The 24,083-nt window shown below is 73.0% G+C and carries 20 protein-coding genes and 1 pseudogene; 12 read left to right on the top strand and 9 right to left on the bottom strand.

The features are described 5' to 3' along the window. Positions 1-149: 149 nt before the first annotated feature. On the top strand, positions 150-599 hold the full coding sequence (locus ACGGZK_RS16440; protein WP_395243696.1) for a hypothetical protein: 450 nt from the start codon (positions 150-152) through the stop codon (positions 597-599). 31 nt (positions 600-630) lie between these two features. Here the strand turns inward: ACGGZK_RS16440 and bcp are convergent, their stop codons facing one another. The 3 genes from bcp to aroA all read right to left on the bottom strand — a co-directional run bounded on the left by bcp (position 631) and on the right by aroA (position 3,678). Then, positions 631-1,104, bottom strand: coding sequence for a thioredoxin-dependent thiol peroxidase (gene bcp / locus ACGGZK_RS16435; protein ID WP_395243695.1), 474 nt, complete (start codon positions 1,102-1,104; stop codon positions 631-633). Positions 1,105-1,225: 121 nt separating this feature from the next. Further along, a complete protein-coding gene (gene rsgA, locus ACGGZK_RS16430) occupies positions 1,226-2,311 on the bottom strand; it encodes a ribosome small subunit-dependent GTPase A (protein ID WP_395243694.1) in 1,086 nt (361 codons plus the stop codon). Beyond that, positions 2,308-3,678 (bottom strand): 3-phosphoshikimate 1-carboxyvinyltransferase, encoded by a 1,371-nt coding sequence (aroA, locus tag ACGGZK_RS16425; protein ID WP_395243693.1) that lies wholly within the window; start codon positions 3,676-3,678, stop codon positions 2,308-2,310. The genes rsgA and aroA overlap by 4 nt, the downstream gene beginning before the upstream one ends. Before the next feature lie 108 nt (positions 3,679-3,786). On the opposite strand from aroA, the gene ACGGZK_RS16420 reads away from it, so the two are divergent. The 3 genes from ACGGZK_RS16420 (at position 3,787) to ACGGZK_RS16410 (ending at position 7,070) form a co-directional block, all read left to right on the top strand. Then, the gene (locus ACGGZK_RS16420) at positions 3,787-4,416 is read left to right on the top strand and encodes a sigma-70 family RNA polymerase sigma factor (protein WP_395243692.1); all 630 of its coding nucleotides are present in this window, start codon (positions 3,787-3,789) and stop codon (positions 4,414-4,416) included. Next, positions 4,413-4,652, top strand: a complete 240-nt coding sequence (locus tag ACGGZK_RS16415) for a zf-HC2 domain-containing protein (RefSeq protein WP_395243691.1) — start codon at positions 4,413-4,415, stop codon at positions 4,650-4,652. The genes ACGGZK_RS16420 and ACGGZK_RS16415 overlap by 4 nt, the downstream gene beginning before the upstream one ends. Before the next feature lie 132 nt (positions 4,653-4,784). After that, the gene (locus ACGGZK_RS16410; RefSeq protein WP_395243690.1) at positions 4,785-7,070 is read left to right on the top strand and encodes an MMPL family transporter; all 2,286 of its coding nucleotides are present in this window, start codon (positions 4,785-4,787) and stop codon (positions 7,068-7,070) included. Between the two features lie 114 nt (positions 7,071-7,184). On the opposite strand, the gene ACGGZK_RS16405 is transcribed toward ACGGZK_RS16410, so the two are convergent. Next, positions 7,185-10,925: a multifunctional oxoglutarate decarboxylase/oxoglutarate dehydrogenase thiamine pyrophosphate-binding subunit/dihydrolipoyllysine-residue succinyltransferase subunit gene (locus ACGGZK_RS16405; protein WP_395243689.1), complete on the bottom strand. Its 3,741-nt coding sequence runs from the start codon at positions 10,923-10,925 to the stop codon at positions 7,185-7,187. A 158-nt stretch (positions 10,926-11,083) separates the two neighbouring features. Between ACGGZK_RS16405 and ACGGZK_RS16400 the strand changes: the two genes are divergently transcribed. From ACGGZK_RS16400 to ACGGZK_RS16385, 4 genes are all read left to right on the top strand, one after another. Next, the gene (locus tag ACGGZK_RS16400; RefSeq protein WP_395243688.1) at positions 11,084-12,523 is read left to right on the top strand and encodes a GuaB1 family IMP dehydrogenase-related protein; all 1,440 of its coding nucleotides are present in this window, start codon (positions 11,084-11,086) and stop codon (positions 12,521-12,523) included. Between the two features lie 162 nt (positions 12,524-12,685). Further along, the gene (locus ACGGZK_RS16395; RefSeq protein WP_395243687.1) at positions 12,686-14,029 is read left to right on the top strand and encodes a hemolysin family protein; all 1,344 of its coding nucleotides are present in this window, start codon (positions 12,686-12,688) and stop codon (positions 14,027-14,029) included. Beyond that, complete coding sequence (locus ACGGZK_RS16390) at positions 14,026-15,063, top strand: hemolysin family protein (RefSeq protein WP_395243686.1); 1,038 nt, start codon at positions 14,026-14,028, stop codon at positions 15,061-15,063. Before ACGGZK_RS16395 ends, ACGGZK_RS16390 begins: the two co-directional genes overlap by 4 nt. An 89-nt stretch (positions 15,064-15,152) precedes the next feature. After that, positions 15,153-15,587: a VOC family protein gene (locus ACGGZK_RS16385; protein ID WP_395243685.1), complete on the top strand. Its 435-nt coding sequence runs from the start codon at positions 15,153-15,155 to the stop codon at positions 15,585-15,587. A gap of 9 nt (positions 15,588-15,596) precedes the next feature. Here ACGGZK_RS16385 and ACGGZK_RS16380 read toward each other — a convergent pair whose 3' ends face one another. Both ACGGZK_RS16380 and ACGGZK_RS16375 read right to left on the bottom strand, forming a co-directional pair. After that, complete coding sequence (locus ACGGZK_RS16380; protein WP_395243684.1) at positions 15,597-16,718, bottom strand: NADH:flavin oxidoreductase/NADH oxidase; 1,122 nt, start codon at positions 16,716-16,718, stop codon at positions 15,597-15,599. After that, a complete protein-coding gene (locus ACGGZK_RS16375) occupies positions 16,715-17,350 on the bottom strand; it encodes an HAD family hydrolase (protein ID WP_395243683.1) in 636 nt (211 codons plus the stop codon). The genes ACGGZK_RS16380 and ACGGZK_RS16375 overlap by 4 nt, the downstream gene beginning before the upstream one ends. Positions 17,351-17,373: 23 nt before the next feature. Here ACGGZK_RS16375 and ACGGZK_RS16370 point away from each other — a divergent pair, with 23 nt between their 5' ends. After that, the gene (locus ACGGZK_RS16370) at positions 17,374-18,222 is read left to right on the top strand and encodes an NAD(P)H-hydrate dehydratase (protein ID WP_395243682.1); all 849 of its coding nucleotides are present in this window, start codon (positions 17,374-17,376) and stop codon (positions 18,220-18,222) included. Positions 18,223-18,338: 116 nt separating this feature from the next. On the opposite strand, the gene ACGGZK_RS16365 is transcribed toward ACGGZK_RS16370, so the two are convergent. From ACGGZK_RS16365 to ACGGZK_RS16355, 3 genes and pseudogenes are all read right to left on the bottom strand, one after another. After that, positions 18,339-19,139, bottom strand: a complete 801-nt coding sequence (locus tag ACGGZK_RS16365) for an amino acid ABC transporter ATP-binding protein (protein ID WP_395243681.1) — start codon at positions 19,137-19,139, stop codon at positions 18,339-18,341. Beyond that, a pseudogene (locus ACGGZK_RS16360) lies at positions 19,136-19,989 on the bottom strand (amino acid ABC transporter permease). Before ACGGZK_RS16360 ends, ACGGZK_RS16365 begins: the two are co-directional and overlap by 4 nt. Positions 19,990-20,107: 118 nt before the next feature. After that, positions 20,108-20,950: an ABC transporter substrate-binding protein gene (locus tag ACGGZK_RS16355; RefSeq protein WP_395243680.1), complete on the bottom strand. Its 843-nt coding sequence runs from the start codon at positions 20,948-20,950 to the stop codon at positions 20,108-20,110. 143 nt (positions 20,951-21,093) lie between these two features. Between ACGGZK_RS16355 and ACGGZK_RS16350 the strand changes: the two genes are divergently transcribed. From ACGGZK_RS16350 to ACGGZK_RS16340, 3 genes are all read left to right on the top strand, one after another. Next, positions 21,094-22,368 carry a hypothetical protein gene (locus tag ACGGZK_RS16350; RefSeq protein ID WP_395243679.1) on the top strand — a complete coding sequence of 425 codons (1,275 nt, stop codon included), beginning with the start codon at positions 21,094-21,096 and terminating at the stop codon, positions 22,366-22,368. A 21-nt stretch (positions 22,369-22,389) separates the two neighbouring features. Further along, positions 22,390-22,698, top strand: a complete 309-nt coding sequence (locus ACGGZK_RS16345; RefSeq protein WP_395243678.1) for an MTH1187 family thiamine-binding protein — start codon at positions 22,390-22,392, stop codon at positions 22,696-22,698. Between the two features lie 92 nt (positions 22,699-22,790). Then, positions 22,791-24,065, top strand: coding sequence for an MFS transporter (locus ACGGZK_RS16340; protein WP_395243677.1), 1,275 nt, complete (start codon positions 22,791-22,793; stop codon positions 24,063-24,065). The last annotated feature ends 18 nt before the right edge of the window (positions 24,066-24,083 follow it).

Genomic DNA, 24,083 nt, shown 5'->3' with positions numbered 1-24,083 from the left:
AAGGCCGGCTACTGCTGCGGGGGGAAAGGTCGAATCTCGGGAAGTAGGATCATGACTGATCGGCTCACGTCCCTGTGAGCATCAACTCGACCTCGAATATGCTCGCATAGCAGGGAAGGCGAATCAATAGCCGTGCATGGGATATCGCTGTGAATGGGGCTCCGACGGCGCGTGACGACCGGCCCGCCGCGGGCGTCCGGGCGGCCTGCGTGACGGTGAGCGTGCTCCTCGTCGCCGAGGCGGTCGGCATGATCGGCCTCGTCGCCTGGCTCCTCGTCGACCTGGTCGCGCTGGAGCCGTCGAGCTACGCGACGGCCATCGCGCTCCTCGTGCTCGTGGTGATCGGGGCGATCTGGGTCTCGGCGGTGGCGATCGGCTCCTTCCGGCGCGCGCCGTGGACCCGGGGCGCCGCGATCGTGTGGCAGGTGCTCCAGGTGTCGGTCGCGGTCGGTGCGTTCCAGGGGCTCTTCGCCCGTCCCGACGTCGGCTGGCTCCTGCTGGTGCCCGCCGTGACGGTCGCCGGCCTGCTGCTGTGGCCGCCGGTCGGCCGGGCGTACGCCCGCGCGGACGTCGCGGGCGAGGCATCCGACCCGGCCTGACCGGGCCCGAGGGCCCGGCCCGGCGACGGGCTCAGTCGAGGCCGAGTTCGCGGCGGAGGCGGGCGACGTGGCCGGTGGCCTTGACGTTGTACAGCGCCTTCTCGATGCGGCCGTCCTCGCCGATGATGAAGGTCGAGCGGATGGCTCCGACCACGATCTTCCCGTAGAGCGACTTCTCGCCCCACGTGCCGTAGGCCTGCTGGACGGCGAGGTCGGTGTCGGCGAGGAGGGTGAAGGTGAGCCGGTCGCGCTCGGCGAAGCGCTTCAGCTTGTCGACGTCGTCCTTCGAGACGCCGAGGACGCGGACTCCGGCCGCGGCGAACGAGTTCAGGTTGTCGCGGAAGTCGCAGGCCTCGGTGGTGCAGCCCGGGGTCATCGCCTCGGGGTAGAAGTACAGGACGACGCGCGAGCCGCGCAGGTCCGAGAGGGTGACGGCGGTGCCGTCCTGGTCGAGCAGCGTGAAGTCGGGGGCGAGGTCGCCGGGGGCGAGACGTGCATCGGTCATCGTTCCAGCCTAGGCACCCCGGGAGGCCTCGACGGCCGCGACGGCGATGGCGGGAGCCATCCGTCCGGGGCGCCCCGGGTGCGCCGGGACCGGACGGGACGCTCGCGTCGGACGTGCGGCGTCAGGCGTCCGCGCGCGCATCGGCGCGGGCGTCGCCGCGCCCGGCGGCGAACGTCGCGAGCAGGCGCTGCAGCGAGTCGAGCCGCGCCCGCCCGGTGTCGCCGAGCTCGCCGGCCTCGACGGCCTCGACGATCGCGCAGTCCGGGGCGTCCGGCAGGTGGGTGCAGCCGCGCGGGCACCGCTCGGCGACCGCCGCGAGGTCGGTGAAGGCGCCGAGGATGCTCGCCGGGTCGACGTGGCCCAGCCCGAACGATCGCACGCCGGGGGTGTCGATCACCCAGCCGTGGCCCTGCGGGGTGTCGACGCGCAGCGACACGGTCGACGACGAGGTGTGCCGGCCGCGGCCGGTGACGGCGTTGACGTGCCCGGTGGCGCGGTCGGCGCCCGGCACGAGGGCGTTCACGAGGGTCGACTTGCCGACGCCCGAGTGGCCGACGAAGACCGTGCGGTGCCCGACGAGCGCCGCGGAGATCTCCTCGAGCGGCATCCGGTCGAGGTCGCTGAGGAAGACCGGGAGGTCGAGGCCGGCGAAGTTCTCGAGGAACGGCCCGGGGTCGGCGAGGTCGGCCTTCGTCACGCACAGCAGCGGCGCGATGCCGGCGTCGTACGCGGCGACGAGGTACCGGTCGACGAGCCGGATGCGGGGCTCGGGGTTCGCGGCGGCGACGACGATGAGCATCTGGTCGGCGTTCGCGACGATGACGCGCTCGACCTCGTCGGTGTCGTCGGCGCTGCGGCGGAGCAGCGTGGTGCGCTCGGCGATGCGGACGATGCGCGCGAGTGTGCCCGCCGTGCCGGTCGTGTCGCCGACGAGGTCGACGACGTCGCCCGTGACGACGGACTTGCGACGGAGCTCGCTCGCGCGGGCCGCGACGATCTCGCGGCCGAGGCCGTCGCCCTGGTCTTCGCCGACGAGTACGGCGTACCGGCCGCGGTCGACGCCGAGCACGCGCCCCGGCACCGCGTCGGCGTGCTCGGGGCGCTGCTTGGTCCGCGGGCGGCTGCCGCGCCGATTGGGGCGGACGCGGACGTCGGACTCGTCGTACTCCGACTCGTCCTCGTCGTCGTCCGCGTCCCACCAGCTCATGCGAGGAGCCGCTGCCAGAGGGCGGTGAACTGGGGGAGGGTCTTCGACGTGGAGCCGATGTCGTCGACGACGACGCCGGGCACGCCGAGGCCGACGATCGCCCCGGTCGTCGCCATGCGGTGGTCGGCGTACGCCCGCCACGGACCGCCGCGGAGTTCGGCGGGCTCGACCACCAGGCCGTCCTCGAGCTCGGTCACGCGGCCGCCGAGGCCGTTGAGCTCCGCGGCCAGCGCGGCGAGGCGGTCGGTCTCGTGGTGGCGGATGTGGCCGATGCCGGTGAACCGGCTCGGCTCGTCGGCGAAGGCCGCGAGGCCCACGAGGTTGGGGACGAGCTCGCCCGCCTCGGAGAGGTCGAGGTCGACGCCGCGGATGCCCCGCCCGCCGTCGGTTGCTCGCTCGGGCGCGTGCACGGTGAGCCGGTCGCCGTCGCGCTCGACCCGGGCACCGAAGCGGGGCAGGAGGTCGGCCAGCTGCGCGCCGACCTGCGTGGTCGTCGCGGGCCATCCGGTGATCGCGACCGAGCCGCCCGCGACGAGCGCGGCGACGAGGAACGGCGCGGCGTTCGAGAGGTCGGGCTCGATGTCGACGTCGATCGCCGCGATCGGGCCCGGTGCGAGGGTCCAGCGCCCGACCTCGGGCGACGCGACCTCGACACCGCGTGCGGCCAGGGTCGCGATGGTCATCTCGATGTGCGGGAGGCTCGGCAGCCGCTCGCCGGTGTGGCGCAGGTCGAGGCCGCCCTCGAAGCGCGCACCCGAGAGCAGGAGGGCCGACACGAACTGGCTCGACGCGCTCGCGTCGATCTCGAGGGTGCCGCCCGTGACCCGGCCCGTGCCGTGCACGGTGAAGGGCAGCGTGCCGCGACCGTCGTCGTCGAGGTCGACGCCGAGGGCCTGGAGGCCCTGGATCACGCCGGACATCGGGCGCTTGCGGGCGTACTCGTCGCCGTCGAACGTCGTCGGGCCGAGCGCGAGCGCCGCGACCGGCGGCAGGAAGCGCATGACGGTGCCGGCGAGGCCGCAGTCGATGGTGGTCGACCCGACGAGCTCGGCGGCCGGCGTGACGACGAGGTCGTCGCCGAATCCGCCCGCACCGGGCACGCGCTCGAAGCCGGTGCCGAGGGCGCGCAGGCCCTCCACCATCAGCTCGCTGTCGCGGGACCACAGCGGGGCGCGGAGCGTCGACGGGCCGTCGGCCAGCGCGGCGAGCACGAGCTCCCGGTTGGTGAGCGACTTCGAGCCGGGCAGCGACATGACGGCATCGATCGGATGCGTCGCCGCGGGCGCGTTCCACCCACCGTCGGCGTCGTCGGGTGCGGCGTCGCCGTACGGGTCGAACTCGGGCGCGGAATACCTCGAAATCTGCATCGGTTATCAACAGTAGCGCGGCAGCGCGGAAGGGAATCGGTGCACGTGGCACTCGGAGTGATGGACCGCCCGGCGGTCGTGGAGGTGGACGTCCTAGGATGGCCGGTGATGACTTCCGATGACACCGGCGACCTCTCGCCCGAGGCGGAGCGCCCTCTCGGTGAACTCTTCGAGGAGCAGGCCCTGCCCTACCTCGATCAGCTCTACGCCGCCGCGCTGCGGATGACGAAGAACCCCGCCGACGCCCAGGACCTGGTCCAGGAGACGTTCGTGAAGGCGTTCGCGGCATTCGGGCAGTTCCAGCAGGGCACGAACCTGAAGGCCTGGCTGTACCGGATCCTCACGAACTCCTTCATCAACACGTACCGCAAGAAGCAGCGGGAGCCGTACCAGGGCACGATCGACGACCTCGAGGACTGGCAGCTCGGCGGCGCCGAGTCGACCACTGCGCGGTCGACCCGGTCGGCCGAGGCCGAGGCGATCGACCACCTGCCCGACAGTGCGGTGAAGGACGCCCTGCAGGCGCTGCCCGAGGACTTCCGCCTCGCGGTCTACTTCGCCGACGTCGAGGGATTCTCCTACCAGGAGATCGCCGACATGATGAACACGCCCATCGGGACCGTGATGAGCCGCCTGCACCGTGGCCGGCGCCTGCTTCGCGAGTCCCTGGCCGACTACGCGACGTCGCAGGGGTATGCGGCCGACCAGCCGGCCCGACGAGCGAGGAGTGCACGATGACGGACTGCGGCTGCGAGAAGGCGCGAGCCGAGCTCGAGGAGTACCTGCGCAACGAGCTGTGCCGGGAGGATGCGGCGGACGTGCGCGAGCACGTCGACGGCTGCGTCGACTGCTCGGGCGAGCTGCGGGTGGCGGTGACCATCACCGAGGTGGTGCAGCGGGCCTGCCGCGAGAGCGCGCCGGAGGAGCTGCGCTCGGTGGTGCTCGCGCGGATCCGCGAGATCCAGGCGCACTGACCGAGGGCGCACCGACCGAGGGCGCACCGACCGAGGGCGCACCGAGCCGGGCGCGGTGATCGGTGCCAGGCTCCGGTCTCCGCACCTGAGCCGGTCCTCCGGATCGGGCGAATAACGCTAACCTAGTTAGCGATGCCTGCCTCAGATCCTTCCCCCGCTCCGCGCACCCGTCGGGGTCGAGTCCCGACCTGGCTGCGGATCCTCATCCCGACCGCGCTCATCCTCACCTGGTTCGCCCTGTTCGGGGCCGGCGGTGCCTCGTTCGCCCGGCTCAGCGACGTCGTCGAGAACGACGCGGCGCAGTTCCTCCCGGCCACGGCCGAGGCCACCGAGGTCAACGACCTCCAGGCGGGGTTCCGCGACACCGACGCCATCCCCGCGATCGTCGTCGTCGCCTCCGACGACGGCTCCGAGCTCGACGAGGCGCAGCTCGCGGAGATCGACGACCTCCGCAGCGACCTCGTCGCCGTCGAGGGCGTCGTCGCCGACGAGTCCTCGCCCGCCATGACGAGCGAGGACGGCGAGGCGGTCCAGTTCATCCTCGCGATCTCCTCCGGCGACGCCGAGGCGGGCCCCCGCGAGGTCGTGGCCGAGCTCCGAACGGTGCTCGCCGAGGAGCCGATCGAGGGCACCGAGGCCGCGATCACCGGCCCGGCCGGCTTCACCGCCGACCTCGCCGGCGCCTTCAGCGGCATCGACGGCCTGCTGCTCGCCGTCGCGCTCGCGGCGGTGTTCCTCATCCTGGTCGTCGTCTACCGCTCGCCGCTGCTGCCGCTCCTCGTGCTCTTCACGAGCCTCAGCGCGCTGTGCGCGTCGGTGCTCACCGTCGTCGCGCTCGCCTCGGCGGGCATCCTCACCATCTCCGGGCAGACGCAGGGCATCCTGTTCATCCTCGTGATCGGCGCCGCGACCGACTACGCCCTGCTCTACATCGCCCGGTACCGGGAAGCGCTCGAACACCACGAGCGCCGGTGGGACGCCACCTGGGCCGCGCTGCGCGGCTCGTGGGAGCCGATCCTCGCCTCCGGCGGAACGGTGATCGTCGGCCTGCTCATCCTGCTGGCCAGCGAGCTCACCTCGAACAAGGTGCTGGGCCCGGTCGCCGCGATCGGCATCGCCTTCGCGCTGGTGTCGGCCCTCACGCTCCTGCCGGCGCTCCTCCTGTGGGCGGGCCGCGCGGCCTTCTGGCCGAGGAAGGTCCGCCTCGCCGCGCCCGTCGGCAGCCCGGCGGATGCCTCGACCGGGACGACGGACGCCGCGGGCGCCGCCTCCGCCGGGGCATCCGTCGCCGACGACGCCGTGCCCGGAGCCGACCCGACCGCCGGTCGCGGCCTGTGGGCGGGCATCGCCCGGATGGTCGCCGGACGGCCGCGGACCGTCTGGATCGCCTCCACCGTCGTGCTCGCCGCCATGTGCGCCGGCCTGCCGATGCTGCAGGCGAACGGCGTGCCGTCGAGCGAGTTCGTACTCGGGGAGTCGCAGGCCCGCGACGGGCAGGACCTGCTCGGCGAGCACTTCCCCGCCGGCGCGGGGACGCCGGCCGTCATCGTCGGCCCCGAGGCCGACCTGCAGGCCATCGCCGACGTCGTGCTCGCCACCGACGGCGTCGACACCGTCGTCGTCGTGTCGGCCGAGTCCCCGGCGGGCATCGCGCCCGTCACCGAGGACGGCATCCAGGCCTTCGGCCCGCCCGGCACGCCGGCGCCGGAGCCGACCGTGGTGGACGGCGAGGTGCTGCTGCAGGCCACCCTCACCGACCCGGCCGACTCGCTCGAGGCGGAGGCGACCGTCGCCGTGCTGCGCAGCGAGCTCGACGCCGTGGGGGCGGACGTGCTCGTCGGCGGCCAGACCGCGGTCGCACTCGACACGAACGACGCCGCGATCGACGACCGGGCGCTCATCATCCCGCTCGTGCTGCTGGCGATCCTCGTGATCCTGATGCTGCTGCTCCGGGCGATCGTCGCGCCGCTCCTGCTCATCGGCAGCGTGGTGCTCTCGTTCGCCGCCGCGCTCGGGGTCTCGGCGGTCGTGTTCGACCTCGTGCTCGGGTTCCCCGGGGCCGACCCGTCGGTGCCGCTCTTCGCCTTCGTGTTCCTCGTCGCGCTCGGCGTCGACTACAACATCTTCCTGATGACGCGCGTGCGCGAGGAGTCGGTGCGCTTCGGCACCCGGGCGGGCATCCTCCGCGGGCTGCGGCTCACGGGCGGCGTGATCACCTCGGCCGGACTCGTGCTCGCGGCGACGTTCGCCGCGCTCGGGGTGCTGCCGATCCTGTTCCTCGCGCAGATCTCGTTCATCGTGGCCTTCGGCGTACTGCTCGACACGTTCCTCGTGCGCACGCTGCTCGTGCCCGCGCTGTCGTACGACATCGGCCGCACGATCTGGTGGCCGTCGAAGCTGCGTCGCGGCGCGCCCTGACGGCCGCCCGCCAGGCCCTCCGGCCTCGGAGCCGCCCCTCGCGGGTCCGGGGCCGGAGACGAGAGGAGCGGATGTCCCGTCGGGACATCCGCTCCTCTCGTTCGCAGCGTGCGATCAGATGCTGAGCGCCCGGCGAACCAGCTCGGACTGCTCGACCGCGTGGCGCTTGGCCGAACCGGTCGCCGGCGATGCGGCAGCCGGCCGCGACACGACCCGCACCGGGCGCGGCCCGAGCTTGTTCGTCTCGAAGATGAAGTACGGCCACGCGCCCTGGTTCTCGGGCTCGTCCTGCGCCCAGACCAGCTCGGCGTTCGGGTACGAGTCGGCGATCGTCTTCAGCTCGACGGCGGGCAGCGGGTACAGCTGCTCGACGCGCACGAGGGCGACCTCGGGGTTCGGGTGCTTCTCGAGCTCCGAGAGGAGGTCGTAGTAGAGCTTGCCCGACACGAACACCGCACGCTTCACGGCCGCCTTGTCGGCGATCCGCGCGTCGTCGAGGACCGGCTCGAAACGCCCCTGGGTGAAGTCGGCGACCTCGCTGGTCGCGCCGCGGAGGCGCAGCATCGCCTTCGGGGTGAACACCACGAGCGGGCGGCGCGGGCGGGCGTAGGCCTGCCGGCGCAGCAGGTGGAAGTACGACGCGGGCGTCGACGGGCGCGCCACGGTCATGTTGTTCTCGGCGCAGAGCTGCAGGTACCGCTCGATGCGGGCACTCGAGTGGTCGGGGCCCTGGCCCTCGTAGCCGTGCGGCAGGAGCAGCACGACGCTCGAGCGCTGGCCCCACTTCTGCTCGGCCGACGAGATGAACTCGTCGATGATCGTCTGGGCGCCGTTGGCGAAGTCGCCGAACTGGGCCTCCCAGAGCACGAGGGCGTCCGCCCGCTCCACCGAGTAGCCGTACTCGAAGCCCATCGCGGCGAACTCGCTGAGCAGCGAGTCGTAGATCCAGAAGCGCGCCTGGTTCTCCGACAGGTTCTGCAGCGGCAGCCACTCCTGGCCGTTCACCCGATCGTGGAGCACCGCGTGGCGCTGCACGAACGTGCCGCGGCGGGCGTCCTGGCCGGCGAAGCGCACCGGCGTGCCCTCGAGCAGGAGCGAGCCGAGTGCGAGGAGCTCGCCGAACGCCCAGTCGACCTTGCCGTTCCGGCTCATGTCGAGGCGCTTGGCGAGGAGCTGCTGGATCTTCTGGTGGACCGTGAAGCCGGCCGGCCGGTTGTCGTGGGCATCGCCGATGGCGTGCACGACCTCGACCGGGACGCCGGTGGTCTCCAGCTCGCCGACGACCTGCTGCGCGCCCGAGTCCTCGGAGACGATCGGGATCGACCCGGTCTGCGCGGCGTGGGTCTCGGCGAACGCCCGCTCGAGGCGGTCCTGGAAGTCGCGGTGCGCCTCCTCGTACTCCGCCTCGGTGATGTCGCCGCGGCCGACGAGGGCCTCGGTGTAGAGCTTGCGGACGCTGCGCTTGGCCTCGATGAGGTTCGTCATCAGGGGCTGCGTCATCGACGGGTCGTCGCCCTCGTTGTGGCCGCGGCGGCGGTAGCAGACGAGGTCGACGACGACGTCGCGGTGGAACTCCTGGCGGTAGCGGAACGCGAGCTCCGCGACCCGCACGACCGCCTCGGGGTCGTCGCCGTTCACGTGGAAGATCGGCGCCTGGATCGTCTTCGCGACGTCGGTCGAGTAGATCGACGAACGGGCGTCGCCCGGGACGGTGGTGAAGCCGACCTGGTTGTTCACGACGACGTGGATGGTGCCGCCCGTGCGGTAGCCGCGCAGCTGCGACATCTGCAGCGTCTCGACGACCACGCCCTGGCCGGCCATCGCCGCGTCGCCGTGGATGAGGATCGGCAGCGTCGAGAACGTGCCGATGGGCTTGCGGTCCTGCTTCGCGCGGACGATGCCCTCGAAGACGCCGTCGACGGCCTCGAGGTGCGACGGGTTCGCGGCGAGCGAGACGGGGATGCGGCTGCCGTCCTCGGCGGTGAACATGCCCTCGGTGCCGAGGTGGTACTTCACGTCGCCCGAGCCGTGCGCGGCGGCGGTGCCCTCGAACTCGCGGAACACCTGGCCGTAGCTCTTGCCCGCGATGTTGGTGAGCACGTTCAGGCGGCCGCGGTGCGGCATGCCGATGGCGGCCTCGTCGAGGCCGTCCTTCGCGGCGCCCTGGAGCAGCTCGTCGAGCAGCGCGATGGTGGACTCGCCGCCCTCGAGGCTGAAGCGCTTCTGGCCGACGAACTTCGTCTGCAGGAACGTCTCGAACGCCTCGGCCTCGTTGAGCTTGCCGAGGATGCGCATCTGCTCGTTGTGGGTGGGCTTCTCGTACTTGCGCTCGACCTGCTCCTGGATCCAGGCGCGCTGCACCGGGTCCTGGATGTGCATGTACTCGATGCCGATGGTGCGGCAGTACGAGTCGCGCAGGACACCGAGGATGTCGCGCAGCAGGGCCGTCCGGGTGTTGCCGAAGCCGCCCGTGACGAACTCGCGGTCGAGGTCCCAGAAGGTCAGGCCGTGGCTCGCGATGTCGAGGTCGGGGTGCGACCGCTGCACGTACTCGAGCGGGTCGATGTCGGCCATCATGTGGCCGCGCACGCGGAACGAGTTGATGAGCTCCTGCACGCGGGCCGTCTTGTCGATCGCGCTGGCGAGGTCGACCGAGATGTCGGGCGCCCACCGGATCGGCTCGTACGGCAGGCGGAGGGCGGCGAAGATGCCCTCGTAGAAGCCGCGCTGGCCGATGAGGAGCTCGTGCACCTTCTTCAGGAACTCGCCGGACCCCGCGCCCTGGATGACGCGGTGGTCGTAGGTGGAGGTCAGCGTGATCGTCTTCGAGATGGCGAGGTTCGCGAGCGTCTTCTCGCTCGCCCCCTGGAACTCGGCCGGGTACTCGAGGGCGCCGGCGCCGATGATGCAGCCCTGGCCCTTCATGAGGCGGGGTACCGAGTGCACCGTGCCGATGCCGCCCGGGTTGGTGAGCGAGATCGTCGCGCCCTGGAAGTCGTCGGCGGTGAGCTTGTTGCCGCGCGCGCGCTGCACGAGGTCTTCGTAGGCGGCGAGGAACTCGTTGAACGTCATGGTCTCGGCGCGCTTGATCGCCGGGACGAGGAGGGCGCGGGAGCCGTCGGGCTTCGGGATGTCGATGGCGATGCCGAGGCCGATGTGCGCGGGCTTGACCACGCTCGGCTTGCCGTCGCGCTCGTCGTAGAAGACGTTCTGGCTCGGGAAGTCCTTGAGCGCCTGGATGAGCGCCCAGCCGATGAGGTGGGTGAACGACACCTTGCCGCCGCGCGTGCGGCGCAGGTGGTTGTTGATGACGATGCGGTTGTCGATGAGCAGCTTCGCCGGGACGGTGCGGACGCTCGTCGCGGTCGGGACGGTCAGCGACGCGTCCATATTGGCCGCGAGGGCCTTCGGCATGCCCTTGAGCACGACGACCTCGTCGGCCCGCTCCGCCTCGGCCAGCTGCTGCGGGGCGGACACCGGCACGTCGGCCGGGACGGGGGCGGTGCGCGGCGCGACGGAGGTGGTGCGCGCCTCGGGGGCCGTGCCGATGACCGGCGCCGGCGCCGTGATCGGAGCGGTGACCGGCTGCGCGACGGTCGCGGCCGGTGCCGCGGCCGGCGGCTGCGCCGCCGGCGCCTGCGCCGGTTCGGCCTGCTGCGGCGCCGCCGGAGCGGGCGCCGCCTCCGCGGACGCCTGCTGCGCCGCGTACTGCTCCAGTACCGGCCACCACGTGCGGTCGACGGACTCTCGATCGACGAGGTACTTCTGGTACATCTCGTCGACGAGCCATTCGTTGGCTCCGAACTCGGCCGACGCGGTCTCGTCGGCTCCCGTTCCCGTCAGTTGGCTCGACACAGCCTTCGCCCACTCTCTCCGTCGATTGCATTGGGGGAGATGTCCGCATCTGCGCGCGTCAGCGGGCCTCGGACACCCACACCAGCCTAACCGCTCATCTTCGCGTCGCGGCACCGCCGGACCGCCTCGCGGCACCCCGGCGCGGGTAGCGTTGGCCCATGGAGTTCTACCGGACGGCGCCCACCCACGACCTCACCTACTCCGACGTGTTCCTCGTCCCGAGCCGCTCCGGGGTCCGCAGCCGCCTCGACGTGTCGCTCGCGACCGGCGACGGGTCGGGGGCGACGATCCCGATCGTCTCCGCGAACATGAACTCGGTGACCGGGCCGCGCCTGGCGGCGACCCTGGCCCGGCGCGGCGGCCTCGGGGTGCTCCCGCAGGACCTCCACCTCCAGGACCTCGCGGAGTCGATCCGCTGGGTGAAGGCGCAGTCGCCCCGGTTCGACACGCCGAACGTCTTCTCGCCCGACGCGACGGTCGCCGATGCGGTCGAGGTCCTGCCGCCCGTCCCCGGGCACGGGATCGTGCTGCACGACGCATCCGAGGCGTACGTCGGCGCGATCGCCGCGGAACGCCTCGCGACCGCGCTGCCCGACGCCCGGCTCGGCGACCTCGTGCACGGGGAGCTCACCGCCCTCGACGCCGACGACGTCGACAGCCCGCGCCGCGCGTTCGACCTGATGGTCGACGCCGGCATCGAGTTCGCCCCCGTGCTGCGGCACGGACGCGTGATCGGCACGCTCAGCCGGCGCAGCGCCCTCCGGGGCACGGTCTACGAGCCGAACGTCGACGCGCGGGGCCGGCTCCGCGTGGCCGCGGCGCTCGGCATCAACGGCGAGGTCGCCGAGAAGGCGCGCGCCCTCGCGGAGGCGGGCGTCGACCTGCTGGTCGTCGACACCGCGCACGGCCACCAGGAGGGGATGCTCCGGGCCATCCGCGCCGTCCGCGACCTCGGCCTCGGGGTACCGATCGCGGCCGGCAACATCGTCACGGCCGACGGCGTGCGCGACCTGGTGGACGCGGGCGCCGACATCCTCAAGGTCGGCGTCGGACCGGGTGCGATGTGCACCACCCGCATGATGACGGCGGTGGGCCGCCCGCAGTTCTCCGCCGTCCTGGAGACCGCCGAGGCCGCCCGCGAGCTCGGCGCGCACGTGTGGGCCGACGGCGGCGTGCGCTACCCGCGCGACGTGGCGCTCGCCCTCGCCGCCGGTGCCGATGCGATCATGATCGGCTCCTGGTTCGCCGGGACCATCGAGGCGCCCGGACGGCTCCGGAGCGACGCATCCGGCCGCCTGTACAAGGAGAGCTGGGGGATGGCGTCGACGAAGGCCGTGCGCGAGCGGTTCGACCGGCTGTCGGCCTACGAGCTCGCCCGCCGCGAGCTGTTCGCCGAGGGCATCTCGTCGTCGGCGATCTACCTCGACCCACTCCGCCCGTCGGTCGAGGACCTGCTCGACATGATCACCTCCGGCGTGCGCAGCTCGTTCACCTACGCGGGCGCGCGCACCCTGGGCGAATTCCGCGAGCGGGCCCTGGTCGGCATCCAGTCGGCCGCCGGCTACGAGGAGGGCAAGGCGCTGCCCGTCAGCTGGTGAGCCGGGCGGGCGGATGCGCGTGCCGCAGCCGCCGTTACGCCCGCGTGAACTCTCGGTCGGCACGGATGCCCCGCCGGTATACTGACCCGACCATGGACGATCCCCCTTCTGCGAATCCGACCGACCATAGACCCTCGCCCGTGATCGATCGGGGAGGTGCGGATGTCTGAGTGGATCCTGCTCGCCATCGGCCTCCTGCTCACGATCGGCACGGGCTTCTTCGTCGCGAGCGAGTTCGCGCTGGTCAACCTCGACCGCGCGGATCTCGAGGCGCGACGCGAACGCGGTGAATCCCGTCTCTCGATGACGATCGCCGCGCTGAAGATCACCTCGACGCACCTCTCGAGTGCGCAGCTCGGCATCACGCTGACGACGCTGCTCACCGGCTACACGATGGAGCCGGCGATCTCGTCGCTGCTCGCCGGTCCGCTCGCGGCCGTCGGCGTGCCCGAGGCGCTCGTGCGCCCCGTGGGCGCGATCACCGCGATCGTGATCGCGACGCTGCTCTCGATGGTCATCGGCGAGCTCGTGCCGAAGAACTTCGCGCTGGCGCTGCCGCTGGCGACCGCGAAGGTCGTGATCCCGTTCCAGACCGCGTTCACCTGGGTGTTCCGCCCGGCGATCGTCGTGCTGAACGGCAGCGCGAACGGCATCCTCCGGGCCATCGGCATCGAGCCGAAGGAGGAGCTGTCGGGCGCACGGAGCGCGGAGGAGCTCTCCTCGCTCGTGCGCCGGTCGGCGAGCGCCGGACTGCTCGAGGCGGACACCGCGACCCTGCTGGGGCGCACGCTGCGGTTCAGCGAGCACGACGCCTCCGACGTGATGACGCCGCGGCCCCGGCTCGCCGCCCTGCAACGGACGGAGCCGGCCGAGGCCGTGCTCGAGTTGGCGCGCCGCACCGGGTACTCCCGGTTCCCCGTGTACGACGAGAACCTCGACGACGTCGTGGGCATCGTGCACGTGAAGCAGGCCGTCGCCGTGCCGCGCGAGCGCCGGGCCGAGGTGCCCGCGTCGGCGCTGCAGTCCGAGGCCCTGCGCGTGCCCGAGACCATGAAGCTCGACACGCTGCTCGGCGAGCTCCGCGGTCGCGGCTTCCAGATGGCGGTCGTGGTCGACGAGTACGGCGGCACCGCCGGCGTCGCGACCCTCGAGGACCTCGTGGAGGAACTCGTGGGCGAGGTCGCCGACGAGCACGACCGCACGCGCGCCGGCATCGTGCGCCGCGGCGACACCGTGAGCTTCCCCGGCATCCTCCGCCCCGACGAGCTGCTCGAGCGCACCGCCATCGCGGTGCCCGAGAACGGCGACTACGAGACGGTGGCCGGGTTCGTGATGGCCGAGCTCGGGCGCCTGCCCGTCGTCGGCGACGAGGTCGGGATCGAGTCGGGCACCCTGCGGGTGCAGCGCCTCGACGGCCGCCGCATCGACCGCATCCGCTTCGAGCCGCACCCGCCGCCCGAGCCCGACCGGCTCGACGGCGACGATGACGAGGAGGGCGCACGATGAGCGACTGGGCCGGACTCGCCTGGCTGTTCGTGCTGCTCGCGGCGAACGCCTTCTTCGTCGGTGCCGAGTTCGCCGTGATCTCGGCGCGGCGCTCGCAGATCGAGCCGCTCGCCGAGCAGGGCCGCCGCAGCGCGAAGACCGCGCTGTGGGCCATGGAGCACGTGACGCTCATGCTGGCGATGTGCCAGCTCGGCATCACGATCTGCTCCCTGCTGATCCTGAACGTGTCGGAGCCGGCGATCCACCACCTGCTCGAGGTGCCGCTGCACCTGACGGGCTGGTCGGAGGAGGTCATCGGCACGATCGCGTTCATCGTGACGCTCGTGCTCGTCTCGTACCTGCACGTGGTGTTCGGCGAGATGGTGCCGAAGAACCTCTCCTTCTCGGTGCCCGAGCGGGCGGTGCTCATGCTCGCCCCGCCGCTCGTGTTCATCGCCCGGATCTTCCGTCCGGTGATCGTCGCGCTCAACGCGACGGCGAACGGTGTGCTGCGCCTGTTCCGCGTCGAGCCCAAGGACGAGGCCAACTCGACGTTCACGCTCGAGGAGGTGCAGACCATCGTCGACCAGTCGCGTCGCGAGGGCGTGCTCGAGGACGCGAGCGGCACGCTGACCGCGGCGTTCGAGTTCACGACCAAGCGGGTGCGCGACGTCGCGGTGCCGGCGGACGGGCTGGTGAGCCTTCCGCCGCACGCGACCCCGGGCGACGTGGAGCGGGCGGTGGCCCGCCACGGCTTCTCCCGCTACGTGCTGCTCGGCGAGGACGGCGAACCCGCCGGGTACGTGCACCTGAAGGACGTGATCGACCTCGACGACGACGAGTTCGACGACCCGATCCCAGCGAAGCGGGTGCGCCGGCTCGTGTCGATCTTCGCCGACACCGAGCTCGAGGACGCGCTGGCGACCCTGCGCCGCCTCGGCACGCACGTGGCCCGGGCGTTCGACGAGGACGGCTCGACGGCCGGCGTCGTCTTCCTCGAGGACATCATCGAGGAGCTCGTCGGCGAGGTCGAGGACGCCACCAGGCGGGGCTGACGACGAGGCCGCGTCGCCCGGAACCGGGAGGCGCGGCTCCGCCGGGGTCGGCGTAAACTGACGCCGACCCGAGGAACCGAGGAAACATCATGTTCGAGAAGATGATGTGCACGGCCGTGCTCGCCGCATCCGACATCTCCCGTGCGAAGACCTGGTGGCACGACGTGCTCGGCAAGGACCCGGTCTACGAGGACACCGAGGGCGAGGCCCTCTTCTACGACATCGGCGGCACCGGCATCATGGTGTACCGGAGCGACTACGCCGGCACGGCGAAGAACACCGTGCTCAACCTCATGACCGACGACCTCGACCGCGACATGACCGCCCTGCGCACCCACGGGGTCGTGTTCCACGACTACGACCTGCCCGGCCTCAAGACCGACCACGGCGTGGCCGAGATCGGCGACGAGCGCAGCGCGTGGTTCAGCGACAGCGAGGGCAACATCTTCGCCATCGGCCAGGTCTCCCCGCAGATGATGGAGATGGCGATGAAGATGCGCTCCGCCGCGGCAGGGATGGGGTGAGGCCGGAGGTCACCACTCCCCGTCGTTGAGGTCGGGCCGGGCGCGCCGGTACTGCGGCGGCCAGAGCGACCGGTCCGCGCCGAGTTCGTGCGCGGCCCGGAGGGCGAAGTGCGGGTCGCGCATCATCGCCTTGCCGAACATCACCGCGTCGACCCGGCCCTCGCCGATCAGGGCGTCGGCGACGAGGGCGTCGGTGATCCGGCCGACGGCCGACACCGCCACCCCGCCGTGCGTGCCCACGAACTCGGCGTGCGGCACCTGGTAGCCCGGGTGCACCGCGATCCGCGCGTCCGCGACGAGGCCGCCCGTCGAGATGTCGAAGAAGTCGGCACCGGCCTCCTCGGCCCAGCGCGCGACCGTCGCGGTCTGCGCCTCGTCCCAGCCGCCGTCAACCCAGTCGGTCGCGGAGAACCGCACGAAGAGGGGCATCCGCTCGCCGATCTCGGCGCGCACCGTCCGCACCACCTCGAGCAGCAGGCGCGCCCGGCCGGCGAGGTCGCCGCCCCACGCGTCCTCGCGCACGTTGGAACGCGGCGACAGGAACTGGTGCAGCAGGTAGCCGTGCGCGGCGTGCACCTCGACGACGTCGAAGCCCGCAGCGACCGCGCGCGCCGCCGCGCGCCGGAAGTCCTCGATCACGGTGGCGATCCCCGCCTCGTCGAGCGCGACCGGCTCGGCGAGCCCCTCGAACGCGACCGCGGACGCCGACACCGTCTGCCAGCCGCCCGCCTCGATCGGCTGGGAACCCGGGCGGCGCAGCAGCTCCGACCACGTCGAGGCCTTGCGGCCCGCGTGGGCGAGCTGGATGCCCGCCGCGGCCCCCTGCGACCGGATGAAGCGGACCACGCGGCCCCACGCCTCGGCCTGCTCGTCGTTCCAGAGGCCCGTGTCGTGGTCGGAGATGCGGCCCTCGGGGCTGATCGCGGTCGCCTCGGCGATGACGAGCCCGGCGCCGCCGGCGGCCATCGAGCCGAGGTGCACGAGGTGCCAGTCGGTCGGCACGCCGTCGAGCGCCGTCACGGAGTACTGGCACAGCGGCGGCACCCAGATGCGGTTGCGGATCTCGAGGCCGCGGATCGTGATCGGGCGGAACAGGTGCGGCACGGCGGCCTGCGCGGTCGTGTCGGTCATGCCGCCACCTCCCGCAGCCACGCCTCGAGGCCCTCGGCGCCCGTGAAGACGTGCCCGTCGCCGCCGACGGCGCGCGCCCCCTCGACGTTCTCGGACTTGTTGTCGACGAACAGGAAGTCGGCCGCGTCGATGCCGAGCTCGGCCAGGACGTGCTCGTAGATCGGCGCGTGCGGCTTCACGAGCCCGAGCTCGCCGCTCACGAACACGCGCTCGAACAGCGGCCCGAACGAGCCCGACCGGAGCCAGCCCGAGAAGTCGGCGCCCGCGTTCGACAGCAGCGCGAGGCGCGTGCCGCCCGCCGCGAGGGCGTGCAGCACCGCGAGCGTGCCCGGATCGATGCTCAGCCACGAGCGGTGGTCGATCGCCCACAGCTCGTGCACGTCGATCGGCGACCACGTCGCGCCGACGTCGCGGCCGACCGCCGCCCAGTAGTCGGCGATCGAGACGGTGCCCTGGTCGAGGCCCTCGCGGTGCGCCCAGTACGCCGGCCAGAACGCCTCGTCGGCGACGCCGGCGCGGGCGAGCAGGGCCGCCCGATCGGCCTCGCTCGGCGAGTGGGAGATCACCTCGCCATAGTCGAACACGACGACCCGGGTTCCGAGCGCGATGGGGGAGGGGACTGTCGGAGGCATGCCGTCCAACCTATCGTGGAGGCATGCAGCCGACGGCCTGGCGGGAGTGGACGGCGGCCGATGCCGCGCCGTGGATCGAGGCGCCCGGCGCCGACGACGACAAGTACTCGCGCGGCGTGCTCGGCGTCGTCACCGGCTCCGCCGACTATCCGGGCGCGGCCGTGCTGGGCGTGGAGGCCGCGGCGCGCACCGGCGTCGGCATGGTGCGCTACATCGGCACCCGGTCGCTCCGGCAGGCGGTGCTCGCGCGGCGCCCGGAGGTCGTCACGATGCCGGGGCGGGTCCAGGCGTGGCTCATCGGCAGCGGCATGGACGCCGGCCGCCGCCCGCTCGTGCTCTCGGGCGAACTGCTCACCGCGCTCACGTCGGGCCTGCCCGTCGTGCTCGACGCGGGCGGCCTCGACCTGGCCGGCACGCACATCGGGCCGACGGTCGTCACCCCGCACGCCGGGGAGCTCGCGCGGCTCCTCACCGCGCGCGAGGTGCGCGTCGGAGTCGACGAGGTGCGCGCCGACCCGGCGGCGTGGGCCGAACGGGCCGCGCACGAGCTCGGCGTCGCCGTGCTGCTGAAGGGTGCGGTCACCCACGTCGTCGACCCGGAGGGGCGCCGCTTCACCGTCACCGCGCCGACGCACCGGCTCGCGACCGCCGGCTCCGGCGACGTGCTCGGCGGCATCCTCGGCGGGCTCGCCGCGCTCGCCCACCGACGCCTCGACGACGAGGCGGGTGCGCTCACCCAGATCGCCGCCACCGCCGCGTTCGTGCACGGGGCGGCGGGCCTGCGGGCGGTCGACGCCGCCGGCGGCGGGCCGATCACCGCGCTCGACGTCGCGGCGCAGGTGCCGGCGGTCATCGGCTCGCTCGCCGGCTGACGGCCGCGTCCCGGCGGCCGCGTCCCGGCGGCCGGGTGGCGCTGCGGCTGGTGCTGCGGTCGCGGTACGACCGGCGCTGCCGCCGCGGCCGGCACGGCGGATGCCCCGCTCGCGCCTCAGTCCTCGGTCGACTCCGGCAGCACCCGCGCGAGGAACTCGCGCGTCCGGGGCTCGCGCGGGGCGGAGAAGAACTCGCGCGCCGGCCCCTCCTCGGCGATGAGCCCGCCGTCGAGGAACACCACGCGGTCGGCGACGTCGCGCGCGAACGACATCTCGTGCGTCGCCATCAGGATGGTCGTGCCGCCCTCAGCGAGGGAGCGCACCAGCGCGAGCACCTCGCCGACGAGCTCGGGGTCGAGGGCGCTCGTGACCTCGTCGAGGAGGAGCAGCTGCGGGTCGGTCGCGATCGCGCGGACGATCGCGACGCGCTGCTGCTGCCCGCCCGACAGCCGGTCGGGGAAGGCGCCTGCGTGGTCGGCGAGCCCGATGCGCTCGAGCAGGTCGCGGCCCCGACGCTCGGCCTCGGCCCGGGGCATCCGGTGCACGAGCCGCGACGCGAGGGTCACGTTGTCGAGCACCGACAGGTGCGGGAACAGGTTGTAGTGCTGGAACACCGCTCCGATCCGGGCGCGCACGCGGTCGGCGTCGACGCGCGGGTCGCTGATGTCCTCGCCGGCGAGGCGGATCTCGCCGTCGTCGATGTGCTCGAGGAGGTTCACGGTCCGCAGCAGCGTCGACTTGCCCGATCCCGAGGCGCCGATCAGCGCCACGACCTCGTGGGCGGACACGTCGAGGTCGATGCCGCGCAGCACCCGCCGGTCGCCGAAGGAGCGACGGATGCCGCGCAGGCTCAGCACGGGCTCGACGCCGGGCGCCGGGCGGCCCGACGCCGGACCGCCGGTGGCGATGCCGGTCATACGATGCTCCCCACCTGCTCGCGGGCGCGGGTGCGCGCCGTGAGCCAGTCCGTCAGCCGGATCGTCGGCCAGGCGAGCAGCACGAACAGCAGCCCGGCGACGACGTACGGCGTGAAGTTGAACCAGTGCGCCGTCTCGATCTGGGCCGCGCGCACCGCGTCGACGGCGCCGAGCACCGAGATGAGGCCGACGTCCTTCTGCATCGCGACGAAGTCGTTCATGAGCGCGGGCGTCACCTTGCGGAAGGCCTGCGGCACGACCACGCGCCGCATCGTCTGCGCGTGGCTGAGGCCGAGCGCGCGGGCGGCGAGCCGCTGAGACGGATGCACCGCCTCGATGCCGGCACGGAACACCTCGGACACGTAGGCCGAGTAGACGAGGATGATCGCCACCGTGCCCCAGACCGCCACGGGCACCCGGGGAAGAAGTCGAGCCCGGGCACGCCGAAGCCGACGAGGTAGAGCACGATGATGAGCGGCACGCCGCGGAACAGGTCGGTGTACCCGGCGGCGAGCGCCCGGAGCGGGAAGAACGCCGGGCCGCGCAACGTGCGGAGCGTCGCGAGCAGCAGGCCGAAGAGGGCGACGCCGACCGCGGCGACCACGAGCACCTGCAGGTTCAGCCACAGGCCCTCGAGGATGCGGGGGAAGGACGCGATCGCCACGTCGAGGTCGAAGAAGCTCTGCTGCACCTTCGCCCAGCCGGGCGTCGAGCCGATGCCGACCACGAGCAGCGCCGCGAACACGAGGGTGCTCAGCGCGCTCAGCAGCACCGACCGATTCGTCCGGCTCCGACGGTACGCGCGGCGACCGAGCTCGAGCTCGCTCGGTTGCCAGGGGGTGCCGGTCACCCGCCCACGCTAGCGCAGGGGCGGGGCGGGGCATCCGCGACCGGGGTCGCCCGCGGGTGCGTCGCCGGCCGGGCGGGCGCGACCGAGCGGGCGATCGCCGCCCGGCCGCGACCCGGGGTCACTTGAGGACCGGCGCGGTGTCGTCGCCGCCGAGCCACTCGGCCGCGAGCGCGTCGAGCGTGCCGGCCTCGCGGAGGGCGTCGACCGCGGCGGTCACGCGCTCGGTGAGCGGGGAGTCCTTCGCGAGCACGAGGCCGAGCTGGTCGCCCTCGCCCGACGTCGCCGGGAGCTGGCCGATGATGAGGCCGCCATCGAGCTCGGCCCCGGTGAGGTAGAACGCGGTCGGCAGGTCGACGACGATCGCGTCGACGGTGCCCGACTGGAGCGCCAGCTTCGCGTCGTCGTTCGTGTTGAAGACCTGGGCGCCCTGGTCGGGGGCGATGACCTCCTCGACCGCGTCGAGGCTGGTCGTGCCGGTCTGCGCGCCGATGAGGAAGGGCTTCAGGTCGGCGATCGACGAGGCGCCGGCGGCGGGGGAGCCCTCGACCGTGATGACGACCTGGGTGGTCTCGTAGTAGGGCGAGGAGAAGTCGACGGCCTCGGCGCGCTCGGGCGTGATCGAGAACTGCTGCAGGTTGAAGTCGAAGTCCTTCGGGCCCGGGGCGATCGCCTGGTCGAAGGTGGTGCGCACCCAGACCACGTCGTCCTTCGCGAAGCCGAGCTCCTCGGCGACGGCGTACGCGACGGCCGCCTCGAAGCCCTCGCCCGACTCGGGGGCGTCGTCGATCACCCAGGGGTAGTACGCCGGCTCGCCGGTGCCGATCGTGAGCTTGCCCTCCGTGACGAAGTCGCCGCCCGAACCGTTCGATCCACCGGAGCCCGAGTCGCCCGACGAGCAGGCGGCCAGCGACAGCGCGGCGACGGCCGCGAGGGCGACGGCGAGGATGGGACGACGGGACATGGCGACCTCCGGGGTTCGGAACGATGCGGAACGTGGGGATGCGTGACGGGTCGGCGGATGCCGGGTGCACCCCAATCGTCTCGCGTTCGCGGCCGTGCCGCCCGTGCGGAGGCGGAATGTGACGCTCGGCTAGGCTCGACGCCATGACGGCACCCGGCGCGACGGCCACGCCCGCGTCCGGGTCGAGGAGCCGGTTCGCCCGGGCGATCGGCGGCCGCGCCGCGGTCTGGATCGCCTTCGGCGTCGTGCACGTCGCGCTCGTGCTGCTGAACCTCTACGGCCAGGGCTGGCCCCTCGGCGACGTGGAGGCGGTGTACCTCGCGTGGGCGCAGAACGCCGACCGGGGCATCCTGCGCATGGGCATCGACGCGCCGTGGGTGTACCCGATCCTCGCGTTCGCGCCGATGGCCGCGGCGCTCGCGCTCGGCCCGGCGCTGTACCCCGAGACCTGGCTCGGCATCGTGACGCTCCTCGACGGGCTCGCCCTGTCGGTGCTGCTCGGCCGCGGCCGCCTGTCGCGGTCGCGCCGCGCGGCGGCGTGGTGGTGGCTCGCGTTCCTGGTGCTGCTCGGCCCCATCGCGCTCGGCCGGATCGACGCGATCACCGTGCCGTTCGCCCTCACCGGGCTGCTGTTCGCCGTGGGCCGGCCGCGGGTGGCCGCCGTGCTGCTCACCATCGCCGCGTGGATCAAGGTGTGGCCCGCCGCGCTGGTGGTCGCCTGCGTCGTGGCGCTGCGCCGGCGCGCCGAGGTCGGCGCGATCGCGCTCGCGCTGAGCGGCGGCATCGTGCTCGTGTCGATGCTCGCCGGGTCGGGCCTCAACGTCTTCGGCTTCGTCGCCGAGCAGGCAGGGCGCGGGCTCCAGGTCGAGGCCCCGATCGGCGTGCCGTGGCTGTGGCGGATCGCCGCGGGCGACGACGCCGTGCAGGTGTACTACGACCGGGAGATCCTGACGTACCAGATCGCGGGACCCGGTACCGACGTCGCGAGCGCCCTCACGACGTGGGTGATGGCCGCGGGCGTGCTGGTCGTGCTCGCGCCCGGCATCCGCGCGGCCCGCCGCGGCGCGACGGCGGTGGCGCTCCTGCCGGCGCTGTCGACCGCGCTCGTGGTGGTGCTGATCCTCGGCAACAAGGTCGGCTCGCCGCAGTTCGCGACCTGGCTCGCGGCGCCCGTCGTGCTCGCCATCGTGCTCGACCGGCGACGCGCCCTGGTGCCCGCGCTGCTCGCGCTCGGGGTCGCCGCGACGACGCAGGTCATCTACCCCTACTGGTACGGATGGCTCCTCGCCGCCGACCCCGCGTTCGTCGGAGTGCTGACGCTCAAGGTGGTCCTGCTCGCCGGCCTGCTCGCCTGGGCGCTGCACCGGGTGTGGCAGGCTGGGGCGGTGCGGGCGACCGCGGCGGTCGCCGCGGCCTGAGCCGCCCGCGGAGGAGGCACGATGCTGGTCGCATTCTCGGTGGCGCCGAGCGGGTCGGGACGAGCGGATGCCTCGGTGCACGACGCCGTCGCCGCGGCCGTGACCGTGGTGCGCGAGTCCGGGCTCCCGAACCGTACGACCTCGATGTTCACCGAGATCGAGGGCGAGTGGGACGAGGTCTTCGACGTGGTGAAGCGGGCGACCGAGGCGGTGCTGCCGTTCGGGTCGCGGGTCTCGCTCGTGCTCAAGGCCGACATCCGGCCGGGGTACTCGGGGGAGCTCGACGCGAAGGTCGAGCGGCTCGAGGCCGCGATCGACGGCGAGGGCTGAGCGGGGCGGCTCCGCCGCGGAGCTCGCGGCTCCGCCGTGGCGCTCGCGACTCCGCATTGTCGAATCGATTCGAGCCGTGCGACAATCGACGGGTGACCCAGCTTCCCAACGGGCCGACGACGTGGTCGCCGGCCCGCATCCGTTTCGCCCTCCTGGCGCTCTCGCTCGGCGGCTTCGGCATCGGCTCGACCGAGTTCGTGGCCATGGGGCTGCTGCCCCAGATCGCCGCCGACCTGCTGCCCGGCGTGCACGCGGTGTCGCCCGACGACGCGAACGCGCAGGCCGGCTGGGTCATCTCCGCCTACGCGCTCGGCGTCGTCGTCGGTGCGCCGACGATCGCGGCGGCCGCGGCCCGGTGGCCGCGCAAGAAGCTGCTGCTCACCCTGCTCGCCGCGTTCACGCTCGGCACGATCGCCTCGGCGCTCCTGCCCACCTTCGGGCTCGTGCTCGTCGCCCGCTTCGTCTCGGCGCTCCCGCACGGCGCCTACTTCGGCATCGCCTCGCTCGTCGCCGCCAGCCTCATGGGGCCGGGCAAGCGCGCCCGCGGCGTCGCCCTCGTGCTCTCGGGCCTCACCATCGCGAACGTCATCGGCGTGCCCGCCATCACCTGGCTGGGCCAGGTCGCCGGGTGGCGGATCGCCTACCTCGCCGTCGCCGCGATCTTCGCCGCCACCTTCCTCGCCGTCGCGATCGCGGTGCCGTGGCAGCCCGGCGACCCCAAGGCGACCATGGCGCGGGAGCTCAAGGCGTTCACGCGCGCGCAGGTGTGGTTCGCCCTCGCGATCGGCGCCATCGGGTTCGGCGGCCTCTTCGCCGTCTACACCTACGTGGCCCCGCTCGCGACCGAGGTCACGGGCCTCGACCCCTCTGCCGTGCCGATCGTGCTCATCGTCATCGGGCTCGGCATGACCGCCGGCAACCTCGTCGGCGGCCGGCTCGCCGACTGGAGCGTGCGCCGGTCGATGTACCTCTTCTTCGCCGTCCTCGCGGCGGCGCTGGTGCTGCTCGGGTTCACCGCATCGACCCTCGTCGGCCTCTGCGTGGGCGTGTTCGTCGTCGGCGGCGCCTCGGCCGCGCTGTCGCCGACGATCCAGGCCCGGCTCATGGACGTCGCCCGCGACAGCCAGTCCATCGCCGCGGCGCTCAACCACTCGGCGCTGAACATCGGCAATGCGACGGGGGCGTTCCTGGGCGGCCTCGCGATCGCCGCCGGCTACGGCTACGTCGCCCCCGTCTGGATCGGCCTCGCACTCACCGGCGCCGGCATCGTGCTGGCGCTGTGGAGCTTCGCGCTCGACCGGGCCCGCGCGCGCCGCGGCGTCGACGTGCCGTACGCCACGGGCGCGGTCGCCGCGATCGAGGGCTGAGGCCGGGCGGGCGACCTC

The organism is Agromyces sp. MMS24-K17, from assembly GCF_043950245.1.
GTDB lineage: Bacteria > Actinomycetota > Actinomycetes > Actinomycetales > Microbacteriaceae > Agromyces.
The sequence above is the reverse complement of the archived record's forward strand: the minus strand, read 5'-3'. Positions and strand labels throughout refer to the sequence as shown.

Bases quoted from the DNA above. Each gene is read 5' to 3' on its own strand.
- bcp (WP_395243695.1), bottom strand. From the start codon at position 1,104: ATGACCGATGCACGTCTCGCCCCCGGCGACCTCGCCCCCGACTTCACG.
- rsgA (WP_395243694.1), bottom strand. From the start codon at position 2,311: ATGAGCTGGTGGGACGCGGACGACGACGAGGACGAGTCGGAGTACGAC.
- aroA (WP_395243693.1), bottom strand. From the start codon at position 3,678: ATGCAGATTTCGAGGTATTCCGCGCCCGAGTTCGACCCGTACGGCGAC.
- ACGGZK_RS16420 (WP_395243692.1), top strand. From the start codon at position 3,787: ATGACTTCCGATGACACCGGCGACCTCTCGCCCGAGGCGGAGCGCCCT.
- ACGGZK_RS16415 (WP_395243691.1), top strand. From the start codon at position 4,413: ATGACGGACTGCGGCTGCGAGAAGGCGCGAGCCGAGCTCGAGGAGTAC.
- ACGGZK_RS16410 (WP_395243690.1), top strand. From the start codon at position 4,785: ATGCCTGCCTCAGATCCTTCCCCCGCTCCGCGCACCCGTCGGGGTCGA.
- ACGGZK_RS16400 (WP_395243688.1), top strand. From the start codon at position 11,084: ATGGAGTTCTACCGGACGGCGCCCACCCACGACCTCACCTACTCCGAC.
- ACGGZK_RS16395 (WP_395243687.1), top strand. From the start codon at position 12,686: ATGTCTGAGTGGATCCTGCTCGCCATCGGCCTCCTGCTCACGATCGGC.
- ACGGZK_RS16390 (WP_395243686.1), top strand. From the start codon at position 14,026: ATGAGCGACTGGGCCGGACTCGCCTGGCTGTTCGTGCTGCTCGCGGCG.
- ACGGZK_RS16385 (WP_395243685.1), top strand. From the start codon at position 15,153: ATGTTCGAGAAGATGATGTGCACGGCCGTGCTCGCCGCATCCGACATC.
- ACGGZK_RS16380 (WP_395243684.1), bottom strand. From the start codon at position 16,718: ATGACCGACACGACCGCGCAGGCCGCCGTGCCGCACCTGTTCCGCCCG.
- ACGGZK_RS16375 (WP_395243683.1), bottom strand. From the start codon at position 17,350: ATGCCTCCGACAGTCCCCTCCCCCATCGCGCTCGGAACCCGGGTCGTC.
- ACGGZK_RS16370 (WP_395243682.1), top strand. From the start codon at position 17,374: ATGCAGCCGACGGCCTGGCGGGAGTGGACGGCGGCCGATGCCGCGCCG.
- ACGGZK_RS16365 (WP_395243681.1), bottom strand. From the start codon at position 19,139: ATGACCGGCATCGCCACCGGCGGTCCGGCGTCGGGCCGCCCGGCGCCC.
- ACGGZK_RS16355 (WP_395243680.1), bottom strand. From the start codon at position 20,950: ATGTCCCGTCGTCCCATCCTCGCCGTCGCCCTCGCGGCCGTCGCCGCG.
- ACGGZK_RS16350 (WP_395243679.1), top strand. From the start codon at position 21,094: ATGACGGCACCCGGCGCGACGGCCACGCCCGCGTCCGGGTCGAGGAGC.
- ACGGZK_RS16345 (WP_395243678.1), top strand. From the start codon at position 22,390: ATGCTGGTCGCATTCTCGGTGGCGCCGAGCGGGTCGGGACGAGCGGAT.